The organism is Pedobacter sp. JY14-1, from assembly GCF_029269825.1.
Classification (GTDB): domain Bacteria; phylum Bacteroidota; class Bacteroidia; order Sphingobacteriales; family Sphingobacteriaceae; genus Pedobacter.
Window position 1 is genome coordinate 14,061 of sequence record NZ_JARJHU010000001.1, and the last position, 23,153, is coordinate 37,213.

Here is a 23,153-nt window from a genome sequence, read left to right on the forward strand (position 1 = left end):
AACTATAATAACCTGAGTAAATAATCAGGGCGCTTATACTTGGTCTTTACCGCAGTCGTTGTTTTCGCCTTGATTTCGGTCTCTTTGATTTCGTGTTCTACATTGCCTGTTGTCCTGATTTCTACATTTAGGTCCACCAGGGTTACGCTCGCTTCTTCTAATATGGTTTTCATTGGTAAATTATTTACCACAGAAACACCGGCGCACCCCGCTTGTTTGCACCTGCGCAAAAAAGCAGTATAAAATCAGCGTTTATAAGTATTAACCGGAGAATTAGCGGTTATAAAACCCATGACTGTATAAAAAAGCCGCAACCTGGTAATTGGCGATGGCACGTGCTTCCAGGTCGGTATCTGGTTTTGTCTGTACGGCGCTGCCGGTCTGAAAATCAGGCTTATAAAAGGACACCTTTTTATTCGGTTCCAGGATCACCAGCTGGCCCCCTTCCAGGTAACCAAGACTTTGGTAAGTACTGATGAAGGCTCTCGGTACAGAGATATGGTCATGGAAGACATCACGGCCAAAAAACTTGCTCAGATAACTGAAATTAAGCAGGCCAAGAATGGTCGGCGCCACATCTACCTGGGCAGTAAGCCCGTCAAACTTTTGGGGTTTAAGGACCTCCGGCGCATACATTACCATAGGGATATGGTATTTGTTGACCGGTAATTCCACCTTTCCCGCACTGGATGCACAATGGTCGGCCACGATAACAAACAAAGTGTTGGCAAACCATGGCTTGCTGGCGGCCTCCCGCATGAATTTACCGATGGCATAATCCGTATATTTCACCGCGCCCTCCCTGCCCGTATGCGAAGGAATATCTATTCTGCCTTCAGGATAAGTAAATGGACGGTGATTGGAAACAGTCATAATGTGTGCAAAGAAGGGTTTGCCCTTTTTAAAATCGCCGTCCAGCAAACGCATCGACAGCGTAAACAGGTCCTCATCAGCAACACCCCAGATATTCTGGTAATGAATATCTTTTTTATCAATAGCATTCCGGTCGGTCACTTCATAGCCATTACCCGAAAAGAATGCGGTCATATTGTCAAAATAGCCATAACCGCCATAAATATAACGGCTTTCATAACCCTGCTTACGGAACACGCTGCCCAGTGAGAATAAGCCCGAATTGCCCGGCCGTTTCACGATAGATTGCCCAGGTGTAGGCGGAATAGATAAAGTAAGCGCTTCCAGTCCGCGCACCGTCCTTGTACCCGATGCATACAGATTGGTAAAAAGGACGCCCCTCGCGGCCAGTGAATCCAGGTTAGGAGTCAGTCCCTGTTGGTTGCCGAAGCTGCCCAGGAAATCCGCACTCAGGCTTTCCACGCTAATCATCACCACATTCATCCTTTTTTCCGGTCCTGTCGCCGGTATATTCCGGAGGGTAAGGTGTGCAGAGTCTGCTGGTTCACCGGCGGGCATACCCAATTCGCTCTGCAGTACACTTCCCGCCTTATGCAGGTCAAGCGTACGGTAAAAAGTCGCATAATCCAGTTCATTGTGCCAGAAAGCATGACCAAAATCATACATGCCGTTGCCCGAAAGCTCATTCACAAACTGGTTGCTGCTGAAATTCTTCCATTTGGCATCCAGGGCAAAATATCCGGCTACGGCAAGCAGCAACAGAGACAGGCCAGGCAACAGACGCTGTCTGAACCTTACGGAAGACCTTGTCGACCACATCAGCAATCCGCTGAAAGCACCCGTAATGCCCGCAGAAATCACCACCAGAACCGCAATAATACTGTTCACAGGATAAGACTGCCGGATATTTCCGATCACTTCAGTAGTATAGACCAGGTAATCTACCGCGATAAAATTATAGCGCACAGAAAACTCCTGCCAGAAAAACCATTCAGAAATTGCATTAAAAAGGAGCAGGAATACCGTTAAGAAGAAGATAAGCAACAGGAAAAACCTGTTGACCTTGCTCCTGTACCACCGGTCAGGCATCAGCCACACATATATCGAAAGCGGCAACACCGTGAACAGCGCAACACCCGAATCGAACAGCAGGCCAAGGCCGAATATGCCCGCAAGATTACCAAACGACCAGTCTATACTGGCGGCAGAATCAACGAGCAGGACAATCCTGGTCAGAAAAGAGATGCTGCATAGCAGCACAAAGACAGCGATAACCAGGGCGAAACGGGAAGTCTGTAGTTTAAACATCGACATACTTAAAATCTGCGGTAGCGTCTTCCCCATTTGTAGCGGTGCGTCCAGTAGGCCACCTTCATACTCAGTATACCGAGTCCTGCGCCTGCAAGCACATCGCTGATGTAATGCCGGTTATTGGCCATACGCAGCATACCGACCGAAGAAGCGACCCCATAAGCGGCATACGGCACCCACTTGTAGCGGTAACCATACTCTTCACTCAGAAAGGTAGCAGCAGCAAAGGCCTGTGCGGTATGGCCCGAAGGAAAGGAATTATAGGCACTGCCGTCCGGCCGCAACTGGTGGGTACTTCCTTTCAGTACGTTCACCACGCTCGTCATCATCAGCTCGCCTTTGATCAGGATAGCCGTACGGTTCGCCAGGTCTGTCTTAGGTTCCATACCAAAAGCATCCAGCCCGTAGGCAAAGGCAATAGGTGCATATTGCAGGTAATTATCAACTTTGGTCCTGAAACTACCGAAATGCTCATTGCGTTCCTCTACAATCTCATTTTTAAACGATTCCCGTCCGTTGCCGTTCAGGCCGATTCCACCAAGAATAACCCCCACTGGGAGGTAGAGCTGCCTTCTGGCATAGGCATTCTTTAAAAAAAGCGTATCGGTTACCGATTGTGCGCTACTGCTGGTCCAGATACCGGCGGCCAGAATACAGCACCATATCCATTTCATTGATTTGTATGTTATTTACAAACAATAATAAGTACAGATTTTGTAGCAATTCTGAACTTGTGCCCCTGGTCCGGAAATTAAGCAGCTACCCTATTTCTGCTACCCTTCAAAATCCTGCATGGCCTTCACCAGTATGCCAACGCTTTCCACAGGAAGCGCATTGTACATCGAAGCCCTGAAACCGCCCATGGTCGGAAAGCCCCTTACCCCCACGATATCCCTTTTCGCGGCAAATTCCAGGAACGCTTTCTCCATCTCCGCATCCGTCCCCCTGAAAGTTACGTTCATCCGCGACCGGTGGGCCCGCTGTGCAATACCGGAAAATAAGGAATTGCGGTCAATCTCCGCATACAGCATTTCTGCCTTCATTTGGTTTTCCTTTTCAATCGCAGCCACACCGCCCTTCTCCTTAAGCCATTGCAGGTTCAGCATGGCCACATAGATAGAAAATACAGGCGGAGTATTGTACAGGCTCAGGTTATCCCTGAAGATGCGGTAATCAGACATGGAAGGGACCGGTTTCTTTACCGTATCCAGCAGCGCATTCTTAACGATCACCAGCGTCATACCCGCAGGCCCCATGTTCTTCTGCGCACCGGCATAGATCAGGTCAAAATCACTCACATCAATCACCTGCGAAAAGATATCCGAAGACATGTCGCAGATCAGCGGCACCCCGAGCTTCGGGTAACTGAACATCTCCGTACCCTCTATCGTGTTGTTGGAAGTAATGTGCAGGTAATCGGCATCCAGATGGCTGGCTTCAATTTCCGGTATATAATTATAAGCCTGGTCTTCCGAAGAAGCCACAATATCCACCTCACCAAAATACCTGGCCTCCTTGATCGCCTTAATGGCAAAAAATCCCGTATCCAGGTAAGCGCCCTTTCGGTTCAGAAAATTTTGGGGAACCATGGAAAACTGGGTGCTGGCACCACCCTGCATGAACAGGATCGCATAATCCTCCGGCACGCCCATCAGCTCGCGAACCAGGTCCTGCGTTTGCCGCACCACGGTTTCAAATTCAGGGATACGGTGCGAGATCTCCAGGATAGACAGGCCGCTGTTGTTCCAGTTCAACACCGCCTGGGCGGCCTTTTCCATTACACTTTGAGGGAGTATACACGGCCCCGCGCCGAAATTATGCTTCTTGCTGATAGTTTCCATACGTCAAAAGTAAATCATTTCCGGCATACCTTTAACCGTTTATTTACCGCGTTTCACCGGGTTTTAACACCTTTTACCCGGCACAGCCAGACAAAAGTCGGGTAAACACACTATTTTCAACAAAAAATCATTAGAATTCAAGCAATTACAAAATAAAATCACTATATTGAGCAAAACCCTATTCATAAAATGCTGACGGAACTAAAAAAATTTCAGAAAGAGGATCATTTCGCAATCGCGAAATGGCGCTCAGTCGGGCATTCGCCACCGCCACGCGATGTGAACGAATACCTCAGATACATTGTCAACACCTGCACCGCAAACCTGATCCAGGCCGCCGAACAGGAAAGCAACCCCGCAAAATTAAAGAAGATACTGAACAACAGCTTGAAAAGCCTGAGGGCAGCGGAATACACCACCGCCCAGCAGGAATACATTTATGAAGTCTTTCTTCGCCTGTCTTACATTACCGGTGTCAATTTTCGCCATCAGCTCAACACCTGGTTACACGGTACGTTCATGAGTTTCTTCATGGCCATTATGCCAGTTCAAAATCGGCCCTTTCCTGCATAAACTGCTCTATCGGCATATCATACAGCCATGAGTTCCGCTCATTCTTACGCTCGGCAAAGTGCACAAACGAGATATCGTTCTCTACAATGTGAATATTATCACTCGGCGTCACCACCAGCAACTGCAGGTGCAACTGCTTGCATAAGGTGATCAGGTACCTGGCCTTGTCCTCATCCTGAGCTTTAAATGCCTCATCTATCGCAATGAATCTGAATGAGTTGGACTGAAGACCTTCCTTGGTCAGACCAAACTGATAGGCAATGGCCGAACCCAAAATCGTATAGGTCAGCTGCGCCTTCTCACCACCCGATAGCTGGCCCATGTTCTCATAGGTCTTAAACTTCTGTCCGGTCTCCTTGTAGAACTCTTCCGCCTTGTAGCTGAACCAGCCACGTACGTCCATTACCTTGCGTCGCCAGTCCTCTTTTTCCAGCTTCTGGATCAGCGGTTCTATATGCTGTTCAAAATGCTGGCGCTTGCCATCCTCAACACCGCTCAGCTCACGCACATTAGGTATCGCAGCCGTCAGCATATTCCGGAATTCCCGCACATCCTCATTCAATTTCTGGGGAATCACCAGCTGTATATACGTTTTGGGGGCATTCTTGAAATCGATCTCATGCAGCGCCTCATTCAGCACCCGGATATTCTCCCGGATCGCGTCCGCCCAGTTTTCAAAGAACATCCTGAAATCGCCGATCTTGTTCGTAATCGTTTCCTGCAGGTATTCATCAAACTTCTTTTCATATTTAGGCAGGTTATCCTTCTGCAGGCGGTGCAGGAATCGCTGGTATTCACCAATAAACTCCAGGCTGGTAGATTCCGGCAAGGTGTTCACATCAGATCTCCAGTCCTTGAAACGCTCCAGCACCTCTTCCGGAGGCAGCTTAAAGGCATTGATCTTAATGCGTGCCGCATTCTCCTTCTGGTGTCGTTCCCGTTCCAGGCGGGTCGTCTCATTACGGTTAGCCTCCCGGAAAGCCTCGTGCGCCTGCTTAAAACCGGCATAGTCTACATCCATCAGGTCCGGGTGTGCGGCTTCAAAACCCGTTACGTCTACCGGCTTGTCCCCGAAAAGCCCCAGCGTGCGCCTGTGTCCGTCCAGCTCCTGCTGAAGGTCCGAAATGGCATCCTCCAGACGGTATTTCTGCCGGTTACGTCCCTCCATATCCTGGCCATTCTTAATCTGCTCATGCTTCACCAGGGTCAGCTGCGCTTTCAGTGCCTTGTTTTTATCACTGGTCTTCTCCAGGCTTTGCTTCATCAGCTGCTTTTGCTGTATTTCCTGGGCAAATACCGTCCAGTCAATATCATCATAGTTCACAAATGCAGACAGGAAAGCCGCGTAACGGTCTTTTGTGAGGTCATGCTGCTTCAAACCTTCGGTCAGTGCCTTCAGCTCAGCACTGTTCCGCTCCTTCTTGCCCTGCAAGGCTTCCAGCTCACGTTTCAGCAGGCCGATCTTCTCTTTATTGTCCCAGCCCAGTACGAAGTTCTCTTTACGAGATACGTGGGCACGGTCATCTTTTTCATGCCGTCCCTTCACCCCTTTAATCAGGCCCTCCCTGGTCAGCGCCAGTTCCGTATAATGGTTAAAGTCCTCCAGGCTTTCGGCACAGGTATAGTCAAACTGGCTCGCAATCATGTCCTCCAGCCACTCAGCATAGCGGCTCGTCTGGCGAAATTCCAGCTTGTTCACCAGGAAGTTACCGTCATAAGACCTGCGTTTCAGGCTGCCCAGCGAAGTATAGCCCTGAAAACGCTGATAAGTAATGCGTCCCTTCAGGTTAGTCCCGTTCACATAGGCATTCACCTCCTTATAGTACTTTTCAGGCACCACCATCCTCAGGGCAAAAGTATGCAGCACTTTTTCTATGGCCGGTTCCCAGTCCGTATCCTCCTCGCGCACCCGTACCAGCTCACCAATAAAAGGAATCTCCTCCTTGGTGGCACCGATATGCGCCAGGATTTCCTCCCTGATCTCCGCCTCCCGTCCCGAAATATTGTTCTTGTTCTCCTGCAAAGACTTCACCGTGGCCACCAGCGCTTCCTCTTCAGCCTTCAGCTGGTCCTCCACGTTACGCGCATGGCGTATCTTTTCATCCTCGGCCAGGCGCTGCGCATCACAGGCCACTTTATTCTTCGCCGCCTGCTTCCTGCTCTGCTCAAACACATTCAGGTCCGGGTCCTTAGGCAGGCCCAGGCCGGTGGCCAGCGCATTATAACTGTCCAGGCGGTGCTTGCGCTGGTCGCGGCCGCGTTCCAGCTTACGCAGGTCCTCTGCAATCTTTTCCACCTGCTGTTCCACTTCATCGTTCGCTATCGCGATCGACAAGTCGCGCTCCTGTATCTTCAGTTCGTCCTCTTTGTCCTTCAGCTTTTCAATTTCAGCCATCAGCGACTGCATCCGCCGCCGGGCATCTTCCAGTTCAAGGGCAGCCAGTTCAGTACCACGTGCCGTGAACCAGTAAACAGCCACCTCCTTATCATTGCTCAGCGCTTCCAGCTTCTTACCAATGGCCTCCAGCTCACGCGCCAGCTCATCGATCGGCAACAGCCGTTCAATCTGTTCCCGCGCCTTTTCAATATTGATCTTGGCATCCATCAGCGTCATGAAGTTCTCCTTCAAACGCAGGAACTCATACTCTGCATCCAGTTGCTCCAGCATGTTCACCCGGATAAAGTCATCCAGGTCATCCAGTACCTTCACACCCACCACCTGGTTAAACAGGCTCGAAGCCTTTACAGAACGCATACCCAGCAGCTCGGCCATACGCTCCCCGTATTTCACCGGTCCTTCCTGGAACTCGATGCGCTTCTTCTGTATACCGGTATTATACAATTTCTCCAGGCGCTTTTTCCAGTTACCCTTGGCATCAAAAGGCGTAAAATCCTTCTCAATCTCCAGCGGTACCCGGCCTATACCAAAGGCGCGCTTCAGCTCACCGTTATTGAACCAGCGCAGCTGGAACAAGGTCACCACCTGTCCGTCCGTATTCTCAAAACAGGCCAGCAGTACCGAATAAGCCGTATGGTCACGCAGCTTCTGCGTCGTTGTGCCCGTTTCGCCTTCCTGCTGAATATTGCCGTAATGGCCATAGACATAACTCTCCTCCGTCCGGTCACCCTTCTTCTCCGCACCCGACGACTGGTTATAAAAACGGTCATTCTTCACCGGCACCAGCAGCGTCAGCAAAGCATCGATAAACGTACTCTTGCCCGAAGCATTCGCCCCCGTCAGCAGTGAATTATTGCCTTTGGGCGAAATCCTGAAGATCTCCCCGTCAAAAGTACCCCAGTTGTACACTTCCATATACTGGAGCCTGAAGCCCGCCTTATCCGAGCTGGTACTGAACAAACTATACATACGCCTCCAGTTTAAGTTTAAAATCTTTTAAGATATCCAGGGTCACCTTGTCTTTGATCACGCGCTGTATCTGGTACAGCGGATCGGCCTCAGCCTTTACCATTTTCAGGTAACCCAGCTCCAGCAAGCGTTTAATGCAGGTATCCAGTTCCTGCAACAGCTTCACCCGGTTATATTTCTCCGGAAGGAAAAGCTCCACCTCTTCGCGGATGCCGCTGTGGCGGATAAACCTTTCCGAAGCCTGCACCTGCGTAGGGTTATGGTCAAACTCCTCCAGCAGCTGCCTCAGCACCACCAGCACGATGGAAGCCTCAAAACCGATCTGCCTGCGGCTCACCAGTCCCAGCGTATTGCCCTCCTGGTCCTCAAACTGGGTCACAAAAGCCAGTCCTTCATCCTTACGCATAATCAGCTCCAGGCCAATCACATTAATATAATCCTGTATCTCATCCTGGTAATACAGCAATTCCTCCCAAACAGAAGAGCTGCTGTATACCGTACCATTTTTCAATAGCTTTACAATAGCCTTAGAGTAAGGCTTCAGTTTACTTTGCAGAATGCTCATTTCGTTAATATTACTTCAGGGATATTGATCGATTTCTGCGCAGCTTGGTCAAACACCACACGCTGCACGTTTTCCCTGTTAATGGTATGCTTAAAATCCTTACTCACCGAAAGGTAACCGAACAGTTCCGGCAGGCCCTCCTCCAGGCCACCGTTCAGGTCAATCACCTCCGCCAGGCTTACCTGTGCCCGCTCCGAAAGAACGGCATGAATATTCGCTTTGATTGCCGCCCGGTCCACACGCTTCTGCCCGAACAGCTTCATCAGGTGCGCCGCCTGCATAATATCAGTATCAGCCCGCTTCGGCCGGTTCCGGTACAGAATCTCCTCCGTAGGTTCCAGCGTCAGCCTGCGTTCGAAAGGCAGGTTAATCTCCGGCTCCGCTTCCAGCATAAAGCCGATATCCGGCCTTTGCTTCTTCTTGCCAGATTCGATCAGCATCGTCTTGATCTCATGGATCAGGTTACGCGTGGCATGCACCTTCGAGGTTTCACTTTCCCGGATAATCCGGCTCAGCTTTTCAGCCATCTTATCGTTGGCCTTATACACTTTCTGCCCTGCAGCATGCAGGAACTTCTTCATGTCCTTCAGGAAAAAATCAGGCACCTCAATGTCCTTGCCCTCCAGCGTCTCAAACAGGTCCTTGCTCAGCACGCTCCATTCGCGCTGCAGGTCCGGGTTCAGCAGGAACGACCAGAACGCATAAAAACTCTTGCCCTGCTGGCTCTCCTTCAGCTCATCCAGCGCGTCAAACGTAAATGCCAGGATATGGTCCTTGGTCAGGCTTCCCTCGGCATGCTTCAGGTAGATCTGCCGGGTAATCTCACGGAAGTTATCTTCCACCTCTTTAAAGTCCGAAAGCAGTTCCTTTGCCGACTGGTTCAACTGGTTAAAGCGCGGAATGATCTCATAATCCTCATATACCTTCACCTGCTCCCCAGATCTCAGGTCCCTTATCTGCTGCTCCAGCTCCGCCTTCTTCTGTTCCAGCATTTCAATGCGCTTCTGCTGGTCATCGTCCGTAAACTCCGTCAGGTCGCGCAGCTGGTTAAAAATATCTTTAAATCTCGATTCCGCACCCACAAATTCCTTCTTCTCCAGGCTCATCAGCCAGTCGATCGTCTTGCTCGCATTCGAAGACAGTTCATAGAACACTTCCCCCTGGTCGTCCTGGTAATTGGTCAGGTACCCGCTGTCCGTCCATTTTCTGATGTACTTCCGCGCCTTCACCTCATAAGTGTCAAACACTTCTATATCCATATCATCATCCAGGTCCACCTGTTTATAGTCCAGGTAATCAGCAAGCCGGTTATGGATAAAATCAGAGGAAACCACCGTCTGACCATCAATAAAAGTCTCCGCAAGGAACTCGATCAGCATGTCCCGGTTCCTCAGTTTCAACAGCCCCACACTGGGCGAAGTATGCAGTATCTCTAGTATCTTATCGCTCTTCTTCTCGTTTTGCACCATAGATGCCGGTTTAGTTTTTAAGCAGGCGCCAAAACTAAAAAAAATCCTTTACACACCTAACACAAAAGAAATCCAATTTCGCCACCCCCTTCCCCGCCATCCCTCACCACTCCCGTCATCCCTCACCACTCCGTCATCCCGACGCAGGAGGGATCCCTTGAACCATCCCCGGAACAAGAAATCCCCCTCATCACACCCCTACTGCACCTCAACAACCCCCAGGTACTCCGAATCACTCACCTTCTTCCCGTCACTCCTCACAAAATAACACCACACGTGCACCATAGAACCAGCCCACGACACAGGCACCTGCAAATCATAACCCTCAGCGCTCCGCTCAGCAGCCCCCTGCTTAATCGCCCATCCCATCTTCACCGGGCAATACGCCACAACCGTAACCTTGTCATCATTCGGGTCCAGCGGGTCAGGCGGCACCACCGCAGCCGGAGCATTGTTCTCCCAGCTCACATCAATCTGCGCATCCACAGTCGTCGCCAGCACCGGAGCCATTACCGAAAGCAGTCTCCCCTGCGCAAACACCACCTTGGAGTAATCAATCGACAGCGCAGGGTAAACACCCGTCACCGCCTCCTTGCGGTTCAGCGAAAGCGCCTTGTTAAAAGGCGTCATCCCTTTAACAACCGACTGGAAACCCACTGCAAACAGCGGTGCGCAATCCTCGTTCATAAACCCGGTCATTAATTTAAAACTGGCCCTTGCGGCCAGCACCGGCAGCGTAGCCGGCTTAGTGGTGGGCGTCGGGCGCTCCTTTACCACATCAAGTCCACGCCATGTCGTAAACACAGCATTTCCAACCAATCCTGATACATCACCCAGAATTCCTTGCTTAAATCTTCCCATAATTTCTAATTTTTAAATGGGTTCATGACGATTGCAAGCCTTTTTATAGCTGTGGCTAACAACGATACCAGCTTAGATGATCAGATGAAGGACCGGGAACAAGGCCCCGGTCCTCCGCTCCCTTTCAGGAAGCCTGTCGAAAGATGCTTCAGCGGCAATCATTCAACGGCACAAAGATAAGGGCTGCTTTTGCATGAAAGGTTCCATTCCTGAGACCCTTCTCTGCTATTTCTATACCCCTTCAGGATACAATTTCCTTGATTCTGCCAGTGTTCCGACGGAAATGCCGATAAACATACATATCTCTGCATTGGTAAGCCTCCACTTCCTGTGTACCAGGAATTCAGGGAACAGTTCCTTCAACCGCTTGTAGCGTTCCTTTCGGTCGGTCATCTGCAAGATCTCCTTCTGAAGTTCTTCCTGCTGGGTCTGTCTGGCCAGTATCTCATCGGTCAGTTCCTGGGCAAAAGGATGCTGCGCATAGATCAGTTGCATCGTAGCACTGCTAATTCCCACCAGCTCGCTATCCTCCATTACCTCTATGTAATACTTGCGGTTCCTTTTGCCCGTCTTAAATTTACGGAACAGCACAACGATGCTGTTTCCATCCCAGATATGCACCAATACGCAATTCCCATCTTTCGTATAATAATACATCTTTACCAGGCCCTTTCTCAGGAACCAGGCGGTATCCACATTTTTCCCGGGCTGCAACAACAAATCGCCCTTAAAGTGACGCACCGGTATCAGCGCGTCAGCATGCATCAGGTCTTGCCCTAAGGCATTTGGAAAGGGTTTATCGAGTAAACCCTTCAGGTAGTCTATGGTGCTGTTTTTCCAATCCAGTTCTTCTTCAGCACGCAGGGGTACAATAGTTTTATTTCTCATAGTAATAAATTATTAAATCCAATAAACGGATACTTCGTAGCCATGTTAAATCATTCCCATTTTTTCCCTATAATTTGAAAGCCGTCAATTTCTGATAACAGCAGAACGCCGTTCCTGCCGCCAGCCCCGGAAGCAGTTGATCAATATTTGTAAACGCATGGTGTAGTATCGATTCCTGAATGGCCGCAAAAGTATAACCCTCAGTTGTAAAAACAAAGAAAAAAGAGCATAATTTTTACATTTAATTTATTGATTATCAACAATATAAAAGCAAAAGATAAGACCATAACAATCCGTTACGGCCTTATCTTTCATAAGTCGTTCTCACCCCACAAAATAACCGTCATCTCAAGCTTCCGCCCGTCATCTCGAGCGCAGCGAGAGATCTCTTGAAACGTGCCGGTGAAACCCCCTCCCTCCTCTTAAAACTTCTGGTAAAATGCCCATGGTCACAACAACCGATCGTATACGCAATCTCGCTTACCTTTAGGGATGAATGTATGAGGAGATGAAGCGCCTCCCGGTGCAACCGCTCCTGAATCAACTCATAAACAGTCTTGCCAAACCGCCTCCTCGTAAACCCATTCAACACATACAGTGTCGTATTCAACCTCGCCGCATAAAACTCCGGGTGCCGCTGCTCGCGGAAATGCTGTTCAAGAAGAATTTCCAACTCGCTGGTCATACCCAATCACTCACCCCGCAGCACCTCCATTACCGTGGTCATCAGTTCCAGTCCGGTGATGTGCTCCAGCTCATCCGCACGCACTGTGGTTATGATATCGCCTTCGGCTCTGCGCCGCTCCATCCTCCTGGCGTGTTTCAGCCTTGAAATCTCCTGCTGCTCCAGCTGCTCCCGGCTCAGCATGCCGACAAACTCCTCGAAGGAGATCTTAAAATAGTCGAGCAGTTTTACCGCGGCCAGGAAAGGAAGGTCCTTTTCCTCCCGCATGATCTTCAATAAGGAACCCTGGGTCAGGTTCAGTGCCTCGGCAACCTGGCTCCGCCGGATACCAGGCTTTTTGCTGATCAAATGTTCAATTGCTTGTGGTATGGTCATGTACTAATGTTTGATAATGAATTCTCTAGAAATGTTATTTTGTCTCCGGCCAGGTTGCGAGTCCTTTTTGCATCTTCTCTAATGTGTCTTTGAATACCTGTTCATTCGGGTCCTGTGCTACTGCTTTCTTTTCCCATTCAATGGCTTCTTGCGTTCTGCCAAGTTTATATAACAGATTGGCGTAGGTATCCATGTACATTGCACTTTTTGGCTCTTCGACAAGAGATTTCCCGCTCCACTCCAAAGCCTTTTCCAATTCCTTTTTGTCGTTTGTACTTTCAAAGAGCTGCCATGACCAGTCATTATAAGTTCCTCCGTTATACCTATCATCGTAACAGGTCGCGGCTTCTACCAGGTTCCTCGTTGCATTTTGTTGTTTTTGAGCGACCGCATTTCTGTACCTAATTACAGAAAGCCCAACAATCAGCTCTCCGTCCAGTGCCGGATACTTTTTAATTATAGCATCTACTGCTGACCAGTCAGGGTTTTCAGTCAGCAAATGAGAAACTTCCGTTTTGAAAATGATATTTTGAGCATACCGAAGCGCTCCTTTGGGTCCATTCACTTTTGAAAGTCTGTCCAGGTTTTCCATAATCAGTTTGTGCCCTGGGTCTGCTTCCGTTGCGGTAAACATCAAGATGAAGTTGAGATTTGGTTCTATAAACGGATCTTTTAGTCCGGTTATGTAACGCCCAGCAATTGCTTTTGCATGCTCAATATCCTTTTGAGCCACTGCCATTAAAGCCAGGTTCCTTAAAAACTGCTGGTCATTCTTGCCTGCTTTATATTCTGCCAGTCTCTCCTGGTAGGTTTTGCCTACAGTATCTGCTACTTTAGCGGTGAAGCCTTTGGTTGCACTTAGATAGTTTGCCGTTACTGGCTGAAGTTTAGCATGAATAGTTCTTAAGTCTTCCGGTTTTAGCTTAATGATCTCCCTGTCATAGGTCATGATGCCATTTTGCTCCGTCTCCACATCAAACGGTTGGGTATAGATCGATCCACTTAAACCCTGTTCTTTTAATTTCACCAGTGAATCAACCATTGCCGAATATTGCGCTTTCATCTTTTGTGGTGTAACGATACCATCATAACCCCAGCCTGCTTTGGTATCATCCCAAAGGTGGTTTTCTATGGGTACACCAATGCCGCCAAATTCGCCCAGCACCCTTGCTTTACCTGCCTGCTTTTCCGAAATCATTGGATTTGGGTAGCTGTGCACATCGGTCATATCCGCATTTACATAAGCGTCAGGGCTTGGTGAGCGTAGTTGGTTATTTACATACAGGTATTCTCCGCTGTGTCCGTTCACCAGCCTGCTTGGGTCCATAGTTTTCAGTTCCTTTGTTAACCTTGCCTGGTCATATTGTCCCCATTTCTCGTTGAACAAGACCCATGTGGTAATGCTTGGGTAGTTGTACAACTGCACTATCGTTTCCTTGTTTTGCTGTTCAAAAGCTGGTTTTGAGCCTTCAGGCAATGATTGGTTTGGGTTTACCATGTCTTGCCAGACCACCATACCCAGTTTATCAGCATGGTAGTACCATCTTGCGGGTTCGACTTTGATGTGTTTGCGGATGGTATTGAACCCCATTGCTTTAATGGCTTTGATGTCAAAAGCTAATGCTTCATCTGTCGGAGCAGTATACAAGCCATCCGGCCAGAAGCCCTGATCAAGTGTTCCAAGGTTGAAGTAGGGTTTGTTGTTCAGCATGATCCTGTCAATACCTTTCTCATCTTTACCCACACTGATCTTACGCATACCGAAGTAGCTTTTTACTTTATCCTTTCCTAAAGTAACTTCAAGATCATAAAGAAAGGGATCATCCGGACTCCAGAGCTTCGCGTTGGGTATCTTTAATGTGATCTTGTCGTCATTGCGAGGAGTGCGCGACGAAGCAATCTCTTGTTTACCATCAAACGCCTTTACTTCGACAGCAACATTAGCCGGTCCATTAACCTCTACGCTAACCTCTCCTTTATCTACATCCGGTGTGATCTTCAATCCTTCAATGTATTCCTCCGGTACAGTCTCCAACCAAACCGTTTGCCAGATGCCGCTGCTTGGCGTGTAGTAAATGTTGCCTGGATTAAGTACCTGTTTACCATGAGGGCCAATTCCCTTATCTGTCGGATCATAGACTTTTACGGTCAGCTCGTTTTTTCCTGCTTTCAATTTTTCAGTGATGTCAAAGCTGAAAGCGGTATAGCCACCAGTATGGCTTCCTATCTCTTTTCCGTTCAGGTAGACGGTAGCCTGCCAATCTACTGCACCGAAGTGTAACAGTATTCGCTTGTTCGTCATCTCGAGCGAAGAGAGAGAACGCTCTATTGTTCTCCTGTACCATAGGTTCTGGTTTGGCAATAGTTCACGTTTCACTCCGGAAAGGGATGATTCAATGGGAAAAGGAACAAGTATCTTTCCATCGTAGTTGGATGGTATATCGACATCCTTCTTTGTAATTGCATATTCCCAAAGCCCGTTCAGGTTCTGCCAGCTTTTACGTTCCAACTGTGGTCTTGGGTATTCTTTTAGTGCATTATTGGGGCTTACTTGCTTTGCCCATCTGGTTTGGATTAGGTTAGGCTGAGTCCTCCAGGTTTGTTGTGCTTCGCTGGTATTTCGGAAAATAAAGGGCAAAGCTAGCGCTAGAAGCGCTGTTTTTAGTGCTTTCATTTGGTGTCTATTTTTTTGTTTTTACTTGTTTGTGACTACGGCGTTCGGTTTAGTGAGTCAAGCTGGAGGCCGGATTTAATTCCTTTGTATTTTGCCGGAATGCCTTCGACCATCCATAATGGAGCGGGTTTATCTTTAAGGTAATAGTCGAAGAATTGCTGTTGGCGAATTGTGAAATCTAAGGCCTCAGCTTCTTTCGTATCTAAAATATGTCCGGCGTTATAGTCAAGCATCCAAACAGGCTTCCGAAGTCGCCTAAGTGCATTAAACAGTTCGATACCCTGCCTGAAAAAGTTTCCATCGTTCTTATTATTCAGTAATAATAGAGGTGTTGTGATTTTATTAACTCGAAAAATCACCGTGCTGTTGACATAAATATCAGGTTTGTCCCATGGCGTCGCGTTTAGATTTCCTTGGCCACGCTCGTAATAGTAATGCATTGGGACATCCCCAAATCTTATATCATTATAGTCACTAATTACATCACACATACCAGCAGAAGCATTAGCTGCAGCGAAAAGACTTGAATTCGCAACAATTAGGCTGGTTTCGTAACCACCAAAACTATGACCTTGTAAGCCCATTTTGGTTGAATCGATCCATTGGTAGGATCTCAATAAGCTTTTCGCAGCAGACTCGACTGTTGACACAATTGTCTCTACCATTTTTCCAGCACGTGGAGAAATATCCGGCACAAACACCAAATAATTATTACTTACATAAAATGGGATATTCAAATCCCCATAACTTAAGGATGGCTTTAGGTAGTAGTGGAGTTCATTACTTCTTTCCTGATAATAATGAAAAATGATGGGGTATTTTTTGTTAGGGTCTAAATTTTGGGGACTGTATAATATACCCTGACACATACCGAAGCCTGGAACTTCCCAACTCACCAACTTTGATCTCAGCCATGCAAATCTTTTTTCCGGATAAATATTGCTAACAAGCTTAAATTTTTTCAAGTCAGTTGATACATACAAATTGGGCGAGGTTGATGCATCCTGTTTTGTAATTAGATATACTCCGCTACCACGCGACTTTATAAGTTCTTTTGGGGCATTGACCAAACCGCTATAATAGAATAAGCAATCGTCTTCAAACAACTTTTTTAGACCGGAGGCGTTTGCAATCCAAAAGCCGTTTTTTTTAGTGACTTCGTTCATCCCGATTAGGATTATATCTTTATCTAACCTATCTGGCAGTGCTAATCTAAAATGATTTTTATTAACGTTACCCTCTCCGTGAGTTAAAGTTGTTACCTCAAATGTTTCTAGATTTAACTTCCACAAATCATAACCATCACCAATTACAACACAGTTTTCGTATTTTTGAAAGCGAGATACTACAGACAGTTTGAGATTTGATTTTAAAATTGAATTAATATTGAAAGTTAGTCGATGAATCAAAGAGTAAAAGAAGAGCGACCCTGCCTCATCGTTCCAGAAAATATTGCTTTCATTAGGAGACATTGTTACATTTTCTATATTCTCAGGCTTATGGCTTGCTGGAAGCACCATTTCTCGATTAGCAACTAAATCAAGTATTGTATATTTTGAAATCTGAGATGTATCGTAGAATTTTTCAAATTCATTGACTCTAGTCGTTAAGAGTATATAGCGATCTGACAAGTTGCTTGATGTTAACATTCTATTCTCATCTTCAATCTTATAAGATTTTCCGCCATGAACGGGGAGCGCTCGCAAGTAACTTCGATTGTTGATCTCATCCTTTGCAAATAGTTGCGCAGGTTGTATCTGAATGTCTTTATAACTCCATAAATTGAGGTATTTAGTTAGTACATCTTTGTCTTGGGATAAGATCTGTAGGTTTCTAACCTTATAATAAACAAACCGTCCATCAGGACTAAATGACAAAAATCCCCCGTCTAGGTAGACTTGTTCATTTCTTTCAAACGAATCATCATCTACCAAAATAGTCTTATGATGTGAATTTAAATCAAAAATAGCAACCGTACTTTTGTCGCTCTTTTTGTAATAAAACGCCAATTTATCTCCGGCTTTATTAAGTGTAAATTCACCCACATGACCAGCATGTACTATCCAATCGCTCCCAGATTCAATATTAAAGTATCGAAGTCCGAATTTAGATTTTGTGATTATATTTTGTCCACAGATAGAAAATGATGTCGCCGGACAAATTGGCTTTATGGAATTATCTATTAAATTGTGTAAGATTAAGCTATCTCGAAATATGTATGCGAGAGATCGTTGCTTTTTTAGAACTAAATACCTGGGCCTGACGACACTATTAATTATTCTACTTTTAAGCGTCTTCAGATCAATTAGACTTATTTCACCAAATTTTGACTGCACTAACAAGTATCGGCTGTCGTCAGTAAATTCAGGCACATAGGAGTCATTAAAGATCTTAAGAATGGCCCCAGCGCTTGAAGCTAGTATTACTTGATGTTTGTCGATACCTTTAAGTTGAACGTACCATATGAATTTTCCGTCACTAGAAACATTGTAGTCTACTAGAGTGTCCCAGTTTTCAGCACTGTTATAGGTAATTGTTTTCTTCTGTGCTGTGCCAATAGTGGCCGCAAAGAACATCACTATTGTCAAGATATATTTTAACATATTATTATTCAAATAGGGTGAGGCCTCAAGCCTCACCTATGTGCAAAAAAAATAAAATTATAGTTCACTATAGCCCGGATTTTGATGCCCCCTCAATGAGGGATTTGTCCTAAATTCATTGAACGGAATAGGTAACAAAGCCTTAAATGGTGCCCAAACACCTCCTTTTTGGGGGCATATTTTCACCATTACCTCATTTATTGTAGTCGTACGCTTTAAATCAAGCCATCGATGACCAAATTCGGTAAAAAATTCAACTCTCCGTTCGTGCATTATTAGCTTTAAAATCTCCTCCTGGGAGCCAGATGTTATTGGAGCTAAACTTGCACGTTTTCTAATTACGTTTAAGTCAGATAGTGCCCCGCTTAAATTGTTTTGATGTGCCCTTGCTTCCGATCGTATAAGATATTGTTCAGCTAATCTTAATACGGTAGTATATTCTTGTTGTTCAGAATTCGTGCTATAGTCTTTATTTCCTAGTTTATATTTAAATGCAATATTGTAGTTAATACCAGCTATACTTGTTTGGGTTATCCATTTAACCTTACGTTGGTCTCCAAACTCAAAATCGTCATATAAGATATTTGTTAAAGTGAAAAACAGAGGTCTAAATTTTGCCTTAGAAGGAAGAAACGTACGGCCATCTGGGGTATTTATATTACCATTTTGGTCAGATGGATTTGGTTGCAATTGCCATATTGCTTCTTTACTGTTTTTAAGAAAAACGCTATTTAGCGCCACAGTATCAAAGTTGATTTTATCTTCAATTAATTTTGTAGCTTCCACTTCTGCCTTAGCCCACTCTTGCTGATAAAGATTTACTCTTGCAAGTAAGGCTGTAGCTGCGCCCCTATTTGGTCGGATTCTATCTTCGGACGAAGAAATCAGATCAATTGCCAAGTATTTGCTATCGAGAAGTAATTGTGCGTCAGATAGATCTTTGACAAGTTGGGCATAAACCTGGTCTTTAGAAGACCGACTTAGATTACTATTAACCTTAAAATCAGTTGATAAGACTAGCGGTATATCACCGTAATAATTAACCAAATAAAAATATATCCATGCCCTTGTAAATTTGGCTTCGCCTAACACTTTATTCTTGAATTCATTAGGCAATTTTTTGGAGTTCTCAACACCTTCAATTATTGAATTCAACGGATAGATTATTTCCTTATAAGCGGGGTTCCAAAGAAGAAAAGAATTGTCGCCGTTTAAGTTATTTATGTACTTTCTGTCTGTAGATTCATTAGTAAATGGCTTTATCTCGTCTGCTAATAAAGATGGAGAAACAGATAGCTCAAGGGTAGATCCTACAAAATCGTTTCCTTGGGCAAGTCTTGAATATATTCCAGTAATCGCGTGGGAAGTTAGAATTTGACTATTGTAAACCTCTTGGGCCGTATTTCTATCAATCGGCAACTCTACTTCAACCAGTTTTTTACAGCCGCTTAAAGTAGAACACGAATACATGAGAAATGCAAGTAGTACGAAAAGTTTTAGATTATTTAAATACATTTTTCATAATTTAATGTTAAAAACTAAGATTAACTCCGGCAACAACGCTTCTCAATTGAGGAATTACACCAAGACTCTGTGTTTCAGGATCGAAACCTTTATAACCCGTGATAGTAAATAGATTTTGTCCACGAAGAATAAAACTTGCATTTTTGACCCTCATTTTCTTCTTCCAATCACCTGGAATATCGTATGATATAGATATATTCTTTAGTCGAATAAAAGACGCATCAACCCAAGCTAAATCACTATTACTTGCATTGAATGCCGGACCATCCACCTCAATATACTGATCTCCCACAACTGCGTATCCTTGGCTCGTAAATCTTTGGATTAAGGAATTATCACCAGGCTTCTGCCATCGGCTCATTACATCTTTCGGCCTATTGGTCTGACCGATTCCGTAATTGGTTCCTACAAATGGGTTTCCGAATATCGGATCGAACAGATAATTTTTACCCTTTTGCTTAGTGATCTGAACGAAGAAGTCAAGTGTTACACCCTTATAGGAAACAGAATTCGAGACACCTCCTGCAATGAGAGGTGAAACATTTAACATTTTCGCATTTTGATAGGCTTCAAAAGCATATTCAGCAATTCCACCTTCTTTTTTTGAGAATTCATAAGTTCCTTTTTCAGAATTTATCCCTTTGAATTCATACCCTATGAATTTTCCAGAAAATGGATGTCCAACGGGACTTTGGTTCCGATCCTTATAATACTGATAGGTTAGAAAATACCCCGTATACTGTTCTGGCAGAGAAAGTAGTTTATTCCTTTGAAACCCAAAATTTAAGTTTGTAACCCATGTAAATTTGGTTGATACGATATTTTTTGAGGTAATCAAAAAGTCCCAACCAGAATTTTGGATTTTCGCAGGTTGATTAGTTACCAAACCGGTGGCACCGGCTGTAACAGGAAGATCAATTGAACCTAGCTGATTTGACGACCTATTTAGCCAATAAGATACACTAGTTAATATCCTATCTTTTAAAAAGCCTAATTCAACCGCAAATTCACTTTTCCTAATATCTTCCCAGCTGTAATAAGGATTAATAGCTCCTAAATTTCTTATAGGGGTAATTCCTTGGTAGCTAATGCCTGTGTAAGACTCAAACAGCTCAAGATACTTATAATCACCGATAGCGTCGTTACCATTACTTCCATAGCTTGCCCGGAACTTACCAAAGCTTAAAAATTCAATATTATGCTTGACAAACGACTCGTTGGAAAAAAGCCAAGCGGAGCCTAAGGACCAATAATTCCCAAAAGGATTTTTAGGACCAAAACGACTGCTTCCATCTCTTCTGACGTTTAGGTTGATAATATACTTATCTAGCCAGTTATAATTCAAGCGGCTAAAAAAAGAAAAACTTTTATACTGGCTGCTTGAATTCGATACAAAAATGTTTCCACTTTCTGCCTTACTAATATCCTTTAGGAAAGCATCACTAATATAGCCTCCAGCACTGATGGTTCTAAAAACATCACTTTGGCTTTGCCAAGAGCTACCTATTAGAGCGTCAAGTGTTCCTTGAAGAATTTTTTCCTTATAGTGCAATTGAGGATCTAACGTTACTGATTGTGATAGGCCATCTTGAAAACCAGCTGAACCTCTCGCACTTGTGTTTGAGGGATCTTGTGAGGCGATTGTTACCGGACTGTAAGAACTTCTATTTGCCTCTGAAAACCCGAAAGAAGTTTTAAATGAAAAATTGTCTAAAAAATCATAGTTTAAATCTACTATGCCCCTAGCTGTCTTCATTTTTGAAGAAGCAACATTTAAAATTGAAGCGAATGGATTTCCCCAGGTACTTAATCCAGACTCTGGATCTGGTTCCCAGTTGTACGTGCCATTTTTATAAATGCTAGGCGCATTTGGTGCTAAAGCCATTGCTATCATCATAAAATCTCCCCCAGTTGATTTTGATGTGTTTCCAACATAATCTCCTGTCAAGCTTAACCTAAACTTTCCATTACTAGATTGACCTGCAATATTGAAGTGACCCGAACCACTTTCTGTTTTACTTTCACCGGGAAATACATAGCCCATTCGATCATAGTTTCCGCTTATTAAATACTGAATTGTTGGTATTCCTCCTGAAATGGATCCCTGAAAATTATATTGGTGTGCTGTTCCACCGAGTACAGTCTTCTGCCAATCTGTATATCTATTCTGGTCCCAAACTGTCAAATCATAATTTTGTATGTCTCTTGCTGATACTGGCGTATTAATATCGGGAATAATCAATCCATCGTTTTTGTAGGCCTCCGTTCGCATTTCTAAATATTGTTGTGTGTTTAGTAAGTCAATCCTTTTATTAACCGTATTAAAACCAGTACTTGTCGATACATCAATATTTGTCGGTCCGGATTTTCCTTTTTTTGTTGTTATTATAATAACACCATTTCCCCCACGGGATCCATAAATCGATGTTGCGTCGGCGTCAGTTAGGACATCTATTGATTCAATATTATTGACATTTAAATAAGATAGTGCGGATATATTAGTTAAATTAAAACTGCCATTTCCGTAACCATTTAAATTATGATTTACTGGAACCCCATCCACAACTATCAGTGGCTCTGAAGTTAACTGACTAAGACTATTTTGCCCGCGAAGTTGTAATTTCACCTGAGAGTCTGGAAGCCCATTGGAGGGTGTGATAACCAAATTTGGAACACGACCTTGGAGTGCAAGTAACGGGTTTGTCAGAACCTGTTTGGTTATATCAGAAGATTTTAGAGTTGTTATATTTCCAGTTGAAGTACGCCGTGAAGTTTGCCCGTATGCCATTATTTGAACTTCATCTAGCTTGGAAGTACTCAACGAAAGCTGAATATGAATGAAATTCATGGTGGCTTTTTCTTCTTTAGTAACATATCCTAGGTATTGAACTGTCAATACAGCCCCCTCCTCCACACTCTTCAAATAAAAATCGCCATTCGCCAGCGTCTGCGTACTCTGCTTCCCACCCTTCACACTCACCGTCGCCCCAGCCAATCCATTCCCCAGCGAATCCACCACCTTACCCCTGACATCAATGCTTTGAAATCGGGCAATGATGTTATCCAGAAAGCCCTCTTGTTCCTTAGGCTTCAGGCCAATATTATTTTCATTGATGGTGTAGTTTAAATTCTGGCTTTTGCTGACGACATCCAGCACGTCTTTCAGCTGGGCCTGTCTGAAGTTTACGTCCAGCCTCGCCTGTTTGTCTACTTTGTCTTCGGCATAAACGACGAAATAGCCGGTCTGCTTCCTGATTTCAGAGAAGATCTGTTCCAGGGTAGCACCCTTTTTTACATAAGTAAGTTTCTGCGCAAAGCCCGCAGCACTCACCTGCATCAGGCAGGTGGTCATCAGCACAATGATTAGTTTCATAACCATTATCAGTTTTTTGGGCAGCCATGTCGGTGACAGCCCGTTGTTAAAAGCATATTTTTCCATACTTTTAGTTCGGATTTGAGTTAATACAAGAATTCAGTTCGCAATTGTTTTCGAGGATTTGGCTCAGGTCCATTGCCGGTTTCCGACTGCCATCGGAAATCGGCT

At 45.2% G+C, this 23,153-nt stretch carries 16 protein-coding genes; 1 reads left to right on the forward strand and 15 read right to left on the reverse strand.

The window, feature by feature from the left end; translation table 11 throughout:
- Nucleotides 1-2: 2 nt before the first annotated feature.
- The 4 genes from P2W84_RS00055 to serC all read right to left on the reverse strand — a co-directional run bounded on the left by P2W84_RS00055 (nt 3) and on the right by serC (nt 4,025).
- On the reverse strand, nt 3-173 hold the full coding sequence (locus P2W84_RS00055) for a hypothetical protein (RefSeq protein ID WP_276088044.1): 171 nt from the start codon (nt 171-173) through the stop codon (nt 3-5).
- A gap of 100 nt (nt 174-273) precedes the next feature.
- Nucleotides 274-2,181, reverse strand: a complete 1,908-nt coding sequence (locus P2W84_RS00060; RefSeq protein WP_276088045.1) for an LTA synthase family protein — start codon at nt 2,179-2,181, stop codon at nt 274-276.
- A gap of 8 nt (nt 2,182-2,189) precedes the next feature.
- The gene (locus P2W84_RS00065; protein WP_276088046.1) at nt 2,190-2,858 is read right to left on the reverse strand and encodes a phosphatase PAP2 family protein; all 669 of its coding nucleotides are present in this window, start codon (nt 2,856-2,858) and stop codon (nt 2,190-2,192) included.
- Between the two features lie 99 nt (nt 2,859-2,957).
- Nucleotides 2,958-4,025, reverse strand: coding sequence for a 3-phosphoserine/phosphohydroxythreonine transaminase (serC, locus tag P2W84_RS00070; RefSeq protein WP_276088047.1), 1,068 nt, complete (start codon nt 4,023-4,025; stop codon nt 2,958-2,960).
- Nucleotides 4,026-4,214: 189 nt separating this feature from the next.
- Between serC and P2W84_RS00075 the strand changes: the two genes are divergently transcribed.
- Complete coding sequence (locus P2W84_RS00075; protein ID WP_276088048.1) at nt 4,215-4,598, forward strand: DUF4844 domain-containing protein; 384 nt, start codon at nt 4,215-4,217, stop codon at nt 4,596-4,598.
- On the opposite strand, the gene P2W84_RS00080 is transcribed toward P2W84_RS00075, so the two are convergent.
- From P2W84_RS00080 to P2W84_RS00130, 11 genes are all read right to left on the reverse strand, one after another.
- Nucleotides 4,564-7,965 carry an SbcC/MukB-like Walker B domain-containing protein gene (locus P2W84_RS00080; RefSeq protein ID WP_276088049.1) on the reverse strand — a complete coding sequence of 1,134 codons (3,402 nt, stop codon included), beginning with the start codon at nt 7,963-7,965 and terminating at the stop codon, nt 4,564-4,566. The two genes, P2W84_RS00075 and P2W84_RS00080, sit on opposite strands and share 35 nt — an antisense overlap.
- Entirely contained in the window at nt 7,958-8,530 is a 573-nt protein-coding gene (locus tag P2W84_RS00085; protein ID WP_276088050.1) for a DUF4194 domain-containing protein, read from the reverse strand. Before P2W84_RS00085 ends, P2W84_RS00080 begins: the two co-directional genes overlap by 8 nt.
- On the reverse strand, nt 8,527-9,999 hold the full coding sequence (locus P2W84_RS00090; protein WP_276088051.1) for a DUF3375 domain-containing protein: 1,473 nt from the start codon (nt 9,997-9,999) through the stop codon (nt 8,527-8,529). Before P2W84_RS00090 ends, P2W84_RS00085 begins: the two co-directional genes overlap by 4 nt.
- Before the next feature lie 198 nt (nt 10,000-10,197).
- Entirely contained in the window at nt 10,198-10,860 is a 663-nt protein-coding gene (locus tag P2W84_RS00095) for a DUF6266 family protein (RefSeq protein WP_276088052.1), read from the reverse strand.
- A gap of 231 nt (nt 10,861-11,091) precedes the next feature.
- Nucleotides 11,092-11,748, reverse strand: a complete 657-nt coding sequence (locus P2W84_RS00100; RefSeq protein ID WP_276088053.1) for a Crp/Fnr family transcriptional regulator — start codon at nt 11,746-11,748, stop codon at nt 11,092-11,094.
- Nucleotides 11,749-12,091: 343 nt separating this feature from the next.
- Complete coding sequence (locus P2W84_RS00105; protein ID WP_276088054.1) at nt 12,092-12,433, reverse strand: AraC family transcriptional regulator; 342 nt, start codon at nt 12,431-12,433, stop codon at nt 12,092-12,094.
- 6 nt (nt 12,434-12,439) lie between these two features.
- Nucleotides 12,440-12,808 (reverse strand): hypothetical protein, encoded by a 369-nt coding sequence (locus P2W84_RS00110; protein ID WP_276088055.1) that lies wholly within the window; start codon nt 12,806-12,808, stop codon nt 12,440-12,442.
- Between the two features lie 34 nt (nt 12,809-12,842).
- Complete coding sequence (locus tag P2W84_RS00115) at nt 12,843-15,482, reverse strand: sugar-binding domain-containing protein (protein ID WP_276088056.1); 2,640 nt, start codon at nt 15,480-15,482, stop codon at nt 12,843-12,845.
- Between the two features lie 35 nt (nt 15,483-15,517).
- Nucleotides 15,518-18,085: a prolyl oligopeptidase family serine peptidase gene (locus tag P2W84_RS00120; protein WP_276088057.1), complete on the reverse strand. Its 2,568-nt coding sequence runs from the start codon at nt 18,083-18,085 to the stop codon at nt 15,518-15,520.
- Between the two features lie 57 nt (nt 18,086-18,142).
- Nucleotides 18,143-19,600, reverse strand: coding sequence for a RagB/SusD family nutrient uptake outer membrane protein (locus P2W84_RS00125; RefSeq protein WP_276088058.1), 1,458 nt, complete (start codon nt 19,598-19,600; stop codon nt 18,143-18,145).
- A 16-nt stretch (nt 19,601-19,616) separates the two neighbouring features.
- On the reverse strand, nt 19,617-22,982 hold the full coding sequence (locus P2W84_RS00130; RefSeq protein WP_276088059.1) for a SusC/RagA family TonB-linked outer membrane protein: 3,366 nt from the start codon (nt 22,980-22,982) through the stop codon (nt 19,617-19,619).
- Nucleotides 22,983-23,153 lie beyond the last annotated feature (171 nt).

Coding starts and splice junctions, on each gene's coding strand:
- P2W84_RS00055 (WP_276088044.1), bottom strand. CDS start 173: ATGAAAACCATATTAGAAGAAGCGAGCGTAACCCTGGTGGACCTAAAT.
- P2W84_RS00115 (WP_276088056.1), bottom strand. CDS start 15,482: ATGAAAGCACTAAAAACAGCGCTTCTAGCGCTAGCTTTGCCCTTTATT.
- P2W84_RS00100 (WP_276088053.1), bottom strand. CDS start 11,748: ATGAGAAATAAAACTATTGTACCCCTGCGTGCTGAAGAAGAACTGGAT.
- P2W84_RS00125 (WP_276088058.1), bottom strand. CDS start 19,600: ATGTATTTAAATAATCTAAAACTTTTCGTACTACTTGCATTTCTCATG.
- P2W84_RS00130 (WP_276088059.1), bottom strand. CDS start 22,982: ATGAAACTAATCATTGTGCTGATGACCACCTGCCTGATGCAGGTGAGT.
- P2W84_RS00060 (WP_276088045.1), bottom strand. CDS start 2,181: ATGTTTAAACTACAGACTTCCCGTTTCGCCCTGGTTATCGCTGTCTTT.
- serC (WP_276088047.1), bottom strand. CDS start 4,025: ATGGAAACTATCAGCAAGAAGCATAATTTCGGCGCGGGGCCGTGTATA.
- P2W84_RS00095 (WP_276088052.1), bottom strand. CDS start 10,860: ATGGGAAGATTTAAGCAAGGAATTCTGGGTGATGTATCAGGATTGGTT.
- P2W84_RS00075 (WP_276088048.1), top strand. CDS start 4,215: ATGCTGACGGAACTAAAAAAATTTCAGAAAGAGGATCATTTCGCAATC.
- P2W84_RS00080 (WP_276088049.1), bottom strand. CDS start 7,965: ATGTATAGTTTGTTCAGTACCAGCTCGGATAAGGCGGGCTTCAGGCTC.
- P2W84_RS00105 (WP_276088054.1), bottom strand. CDS start 12,433: ATGACCAGCGAGTTGGAAATTCTTCTTGAACAGCATTTCCGCGAGCAG.
- P2W84_RS00090 (WP_276088051.1), bottom strand. CDS start 9,999: ATGGTGCAAAACGAGAAGAAGAGCGATAAGATACTAGAGATACTGCAT.
- P2W84_RS00085 (WP_276088050.1), bottom strand. CDS start 8,530: ATGAGCATTCTGCAAAGTAAACTGAAGCCTTACTCTAAGGCTATTGTA.
- P2W84_RS00110 (WP_276088055.1), bottom strand. CDS start 12,808: ATGACCATACCACAAGCAATTGAACATTTGATCAGCAAAAAGCCTGGT.
- P2W84_RS00065 (WP_276088046.1), bottom strand. CDS start 2,858: ATGAAATGGATATGGTGCTGTATTCTGGCCGCCGGTATCTGGACCAGC.
- P2W84_RS00120 (WP_276088057.1), bottom strand. CDS start 18,085: ATGTTAAAATATATCTTGACAATAGTGATGTTCTTTGCGGCCACTATT.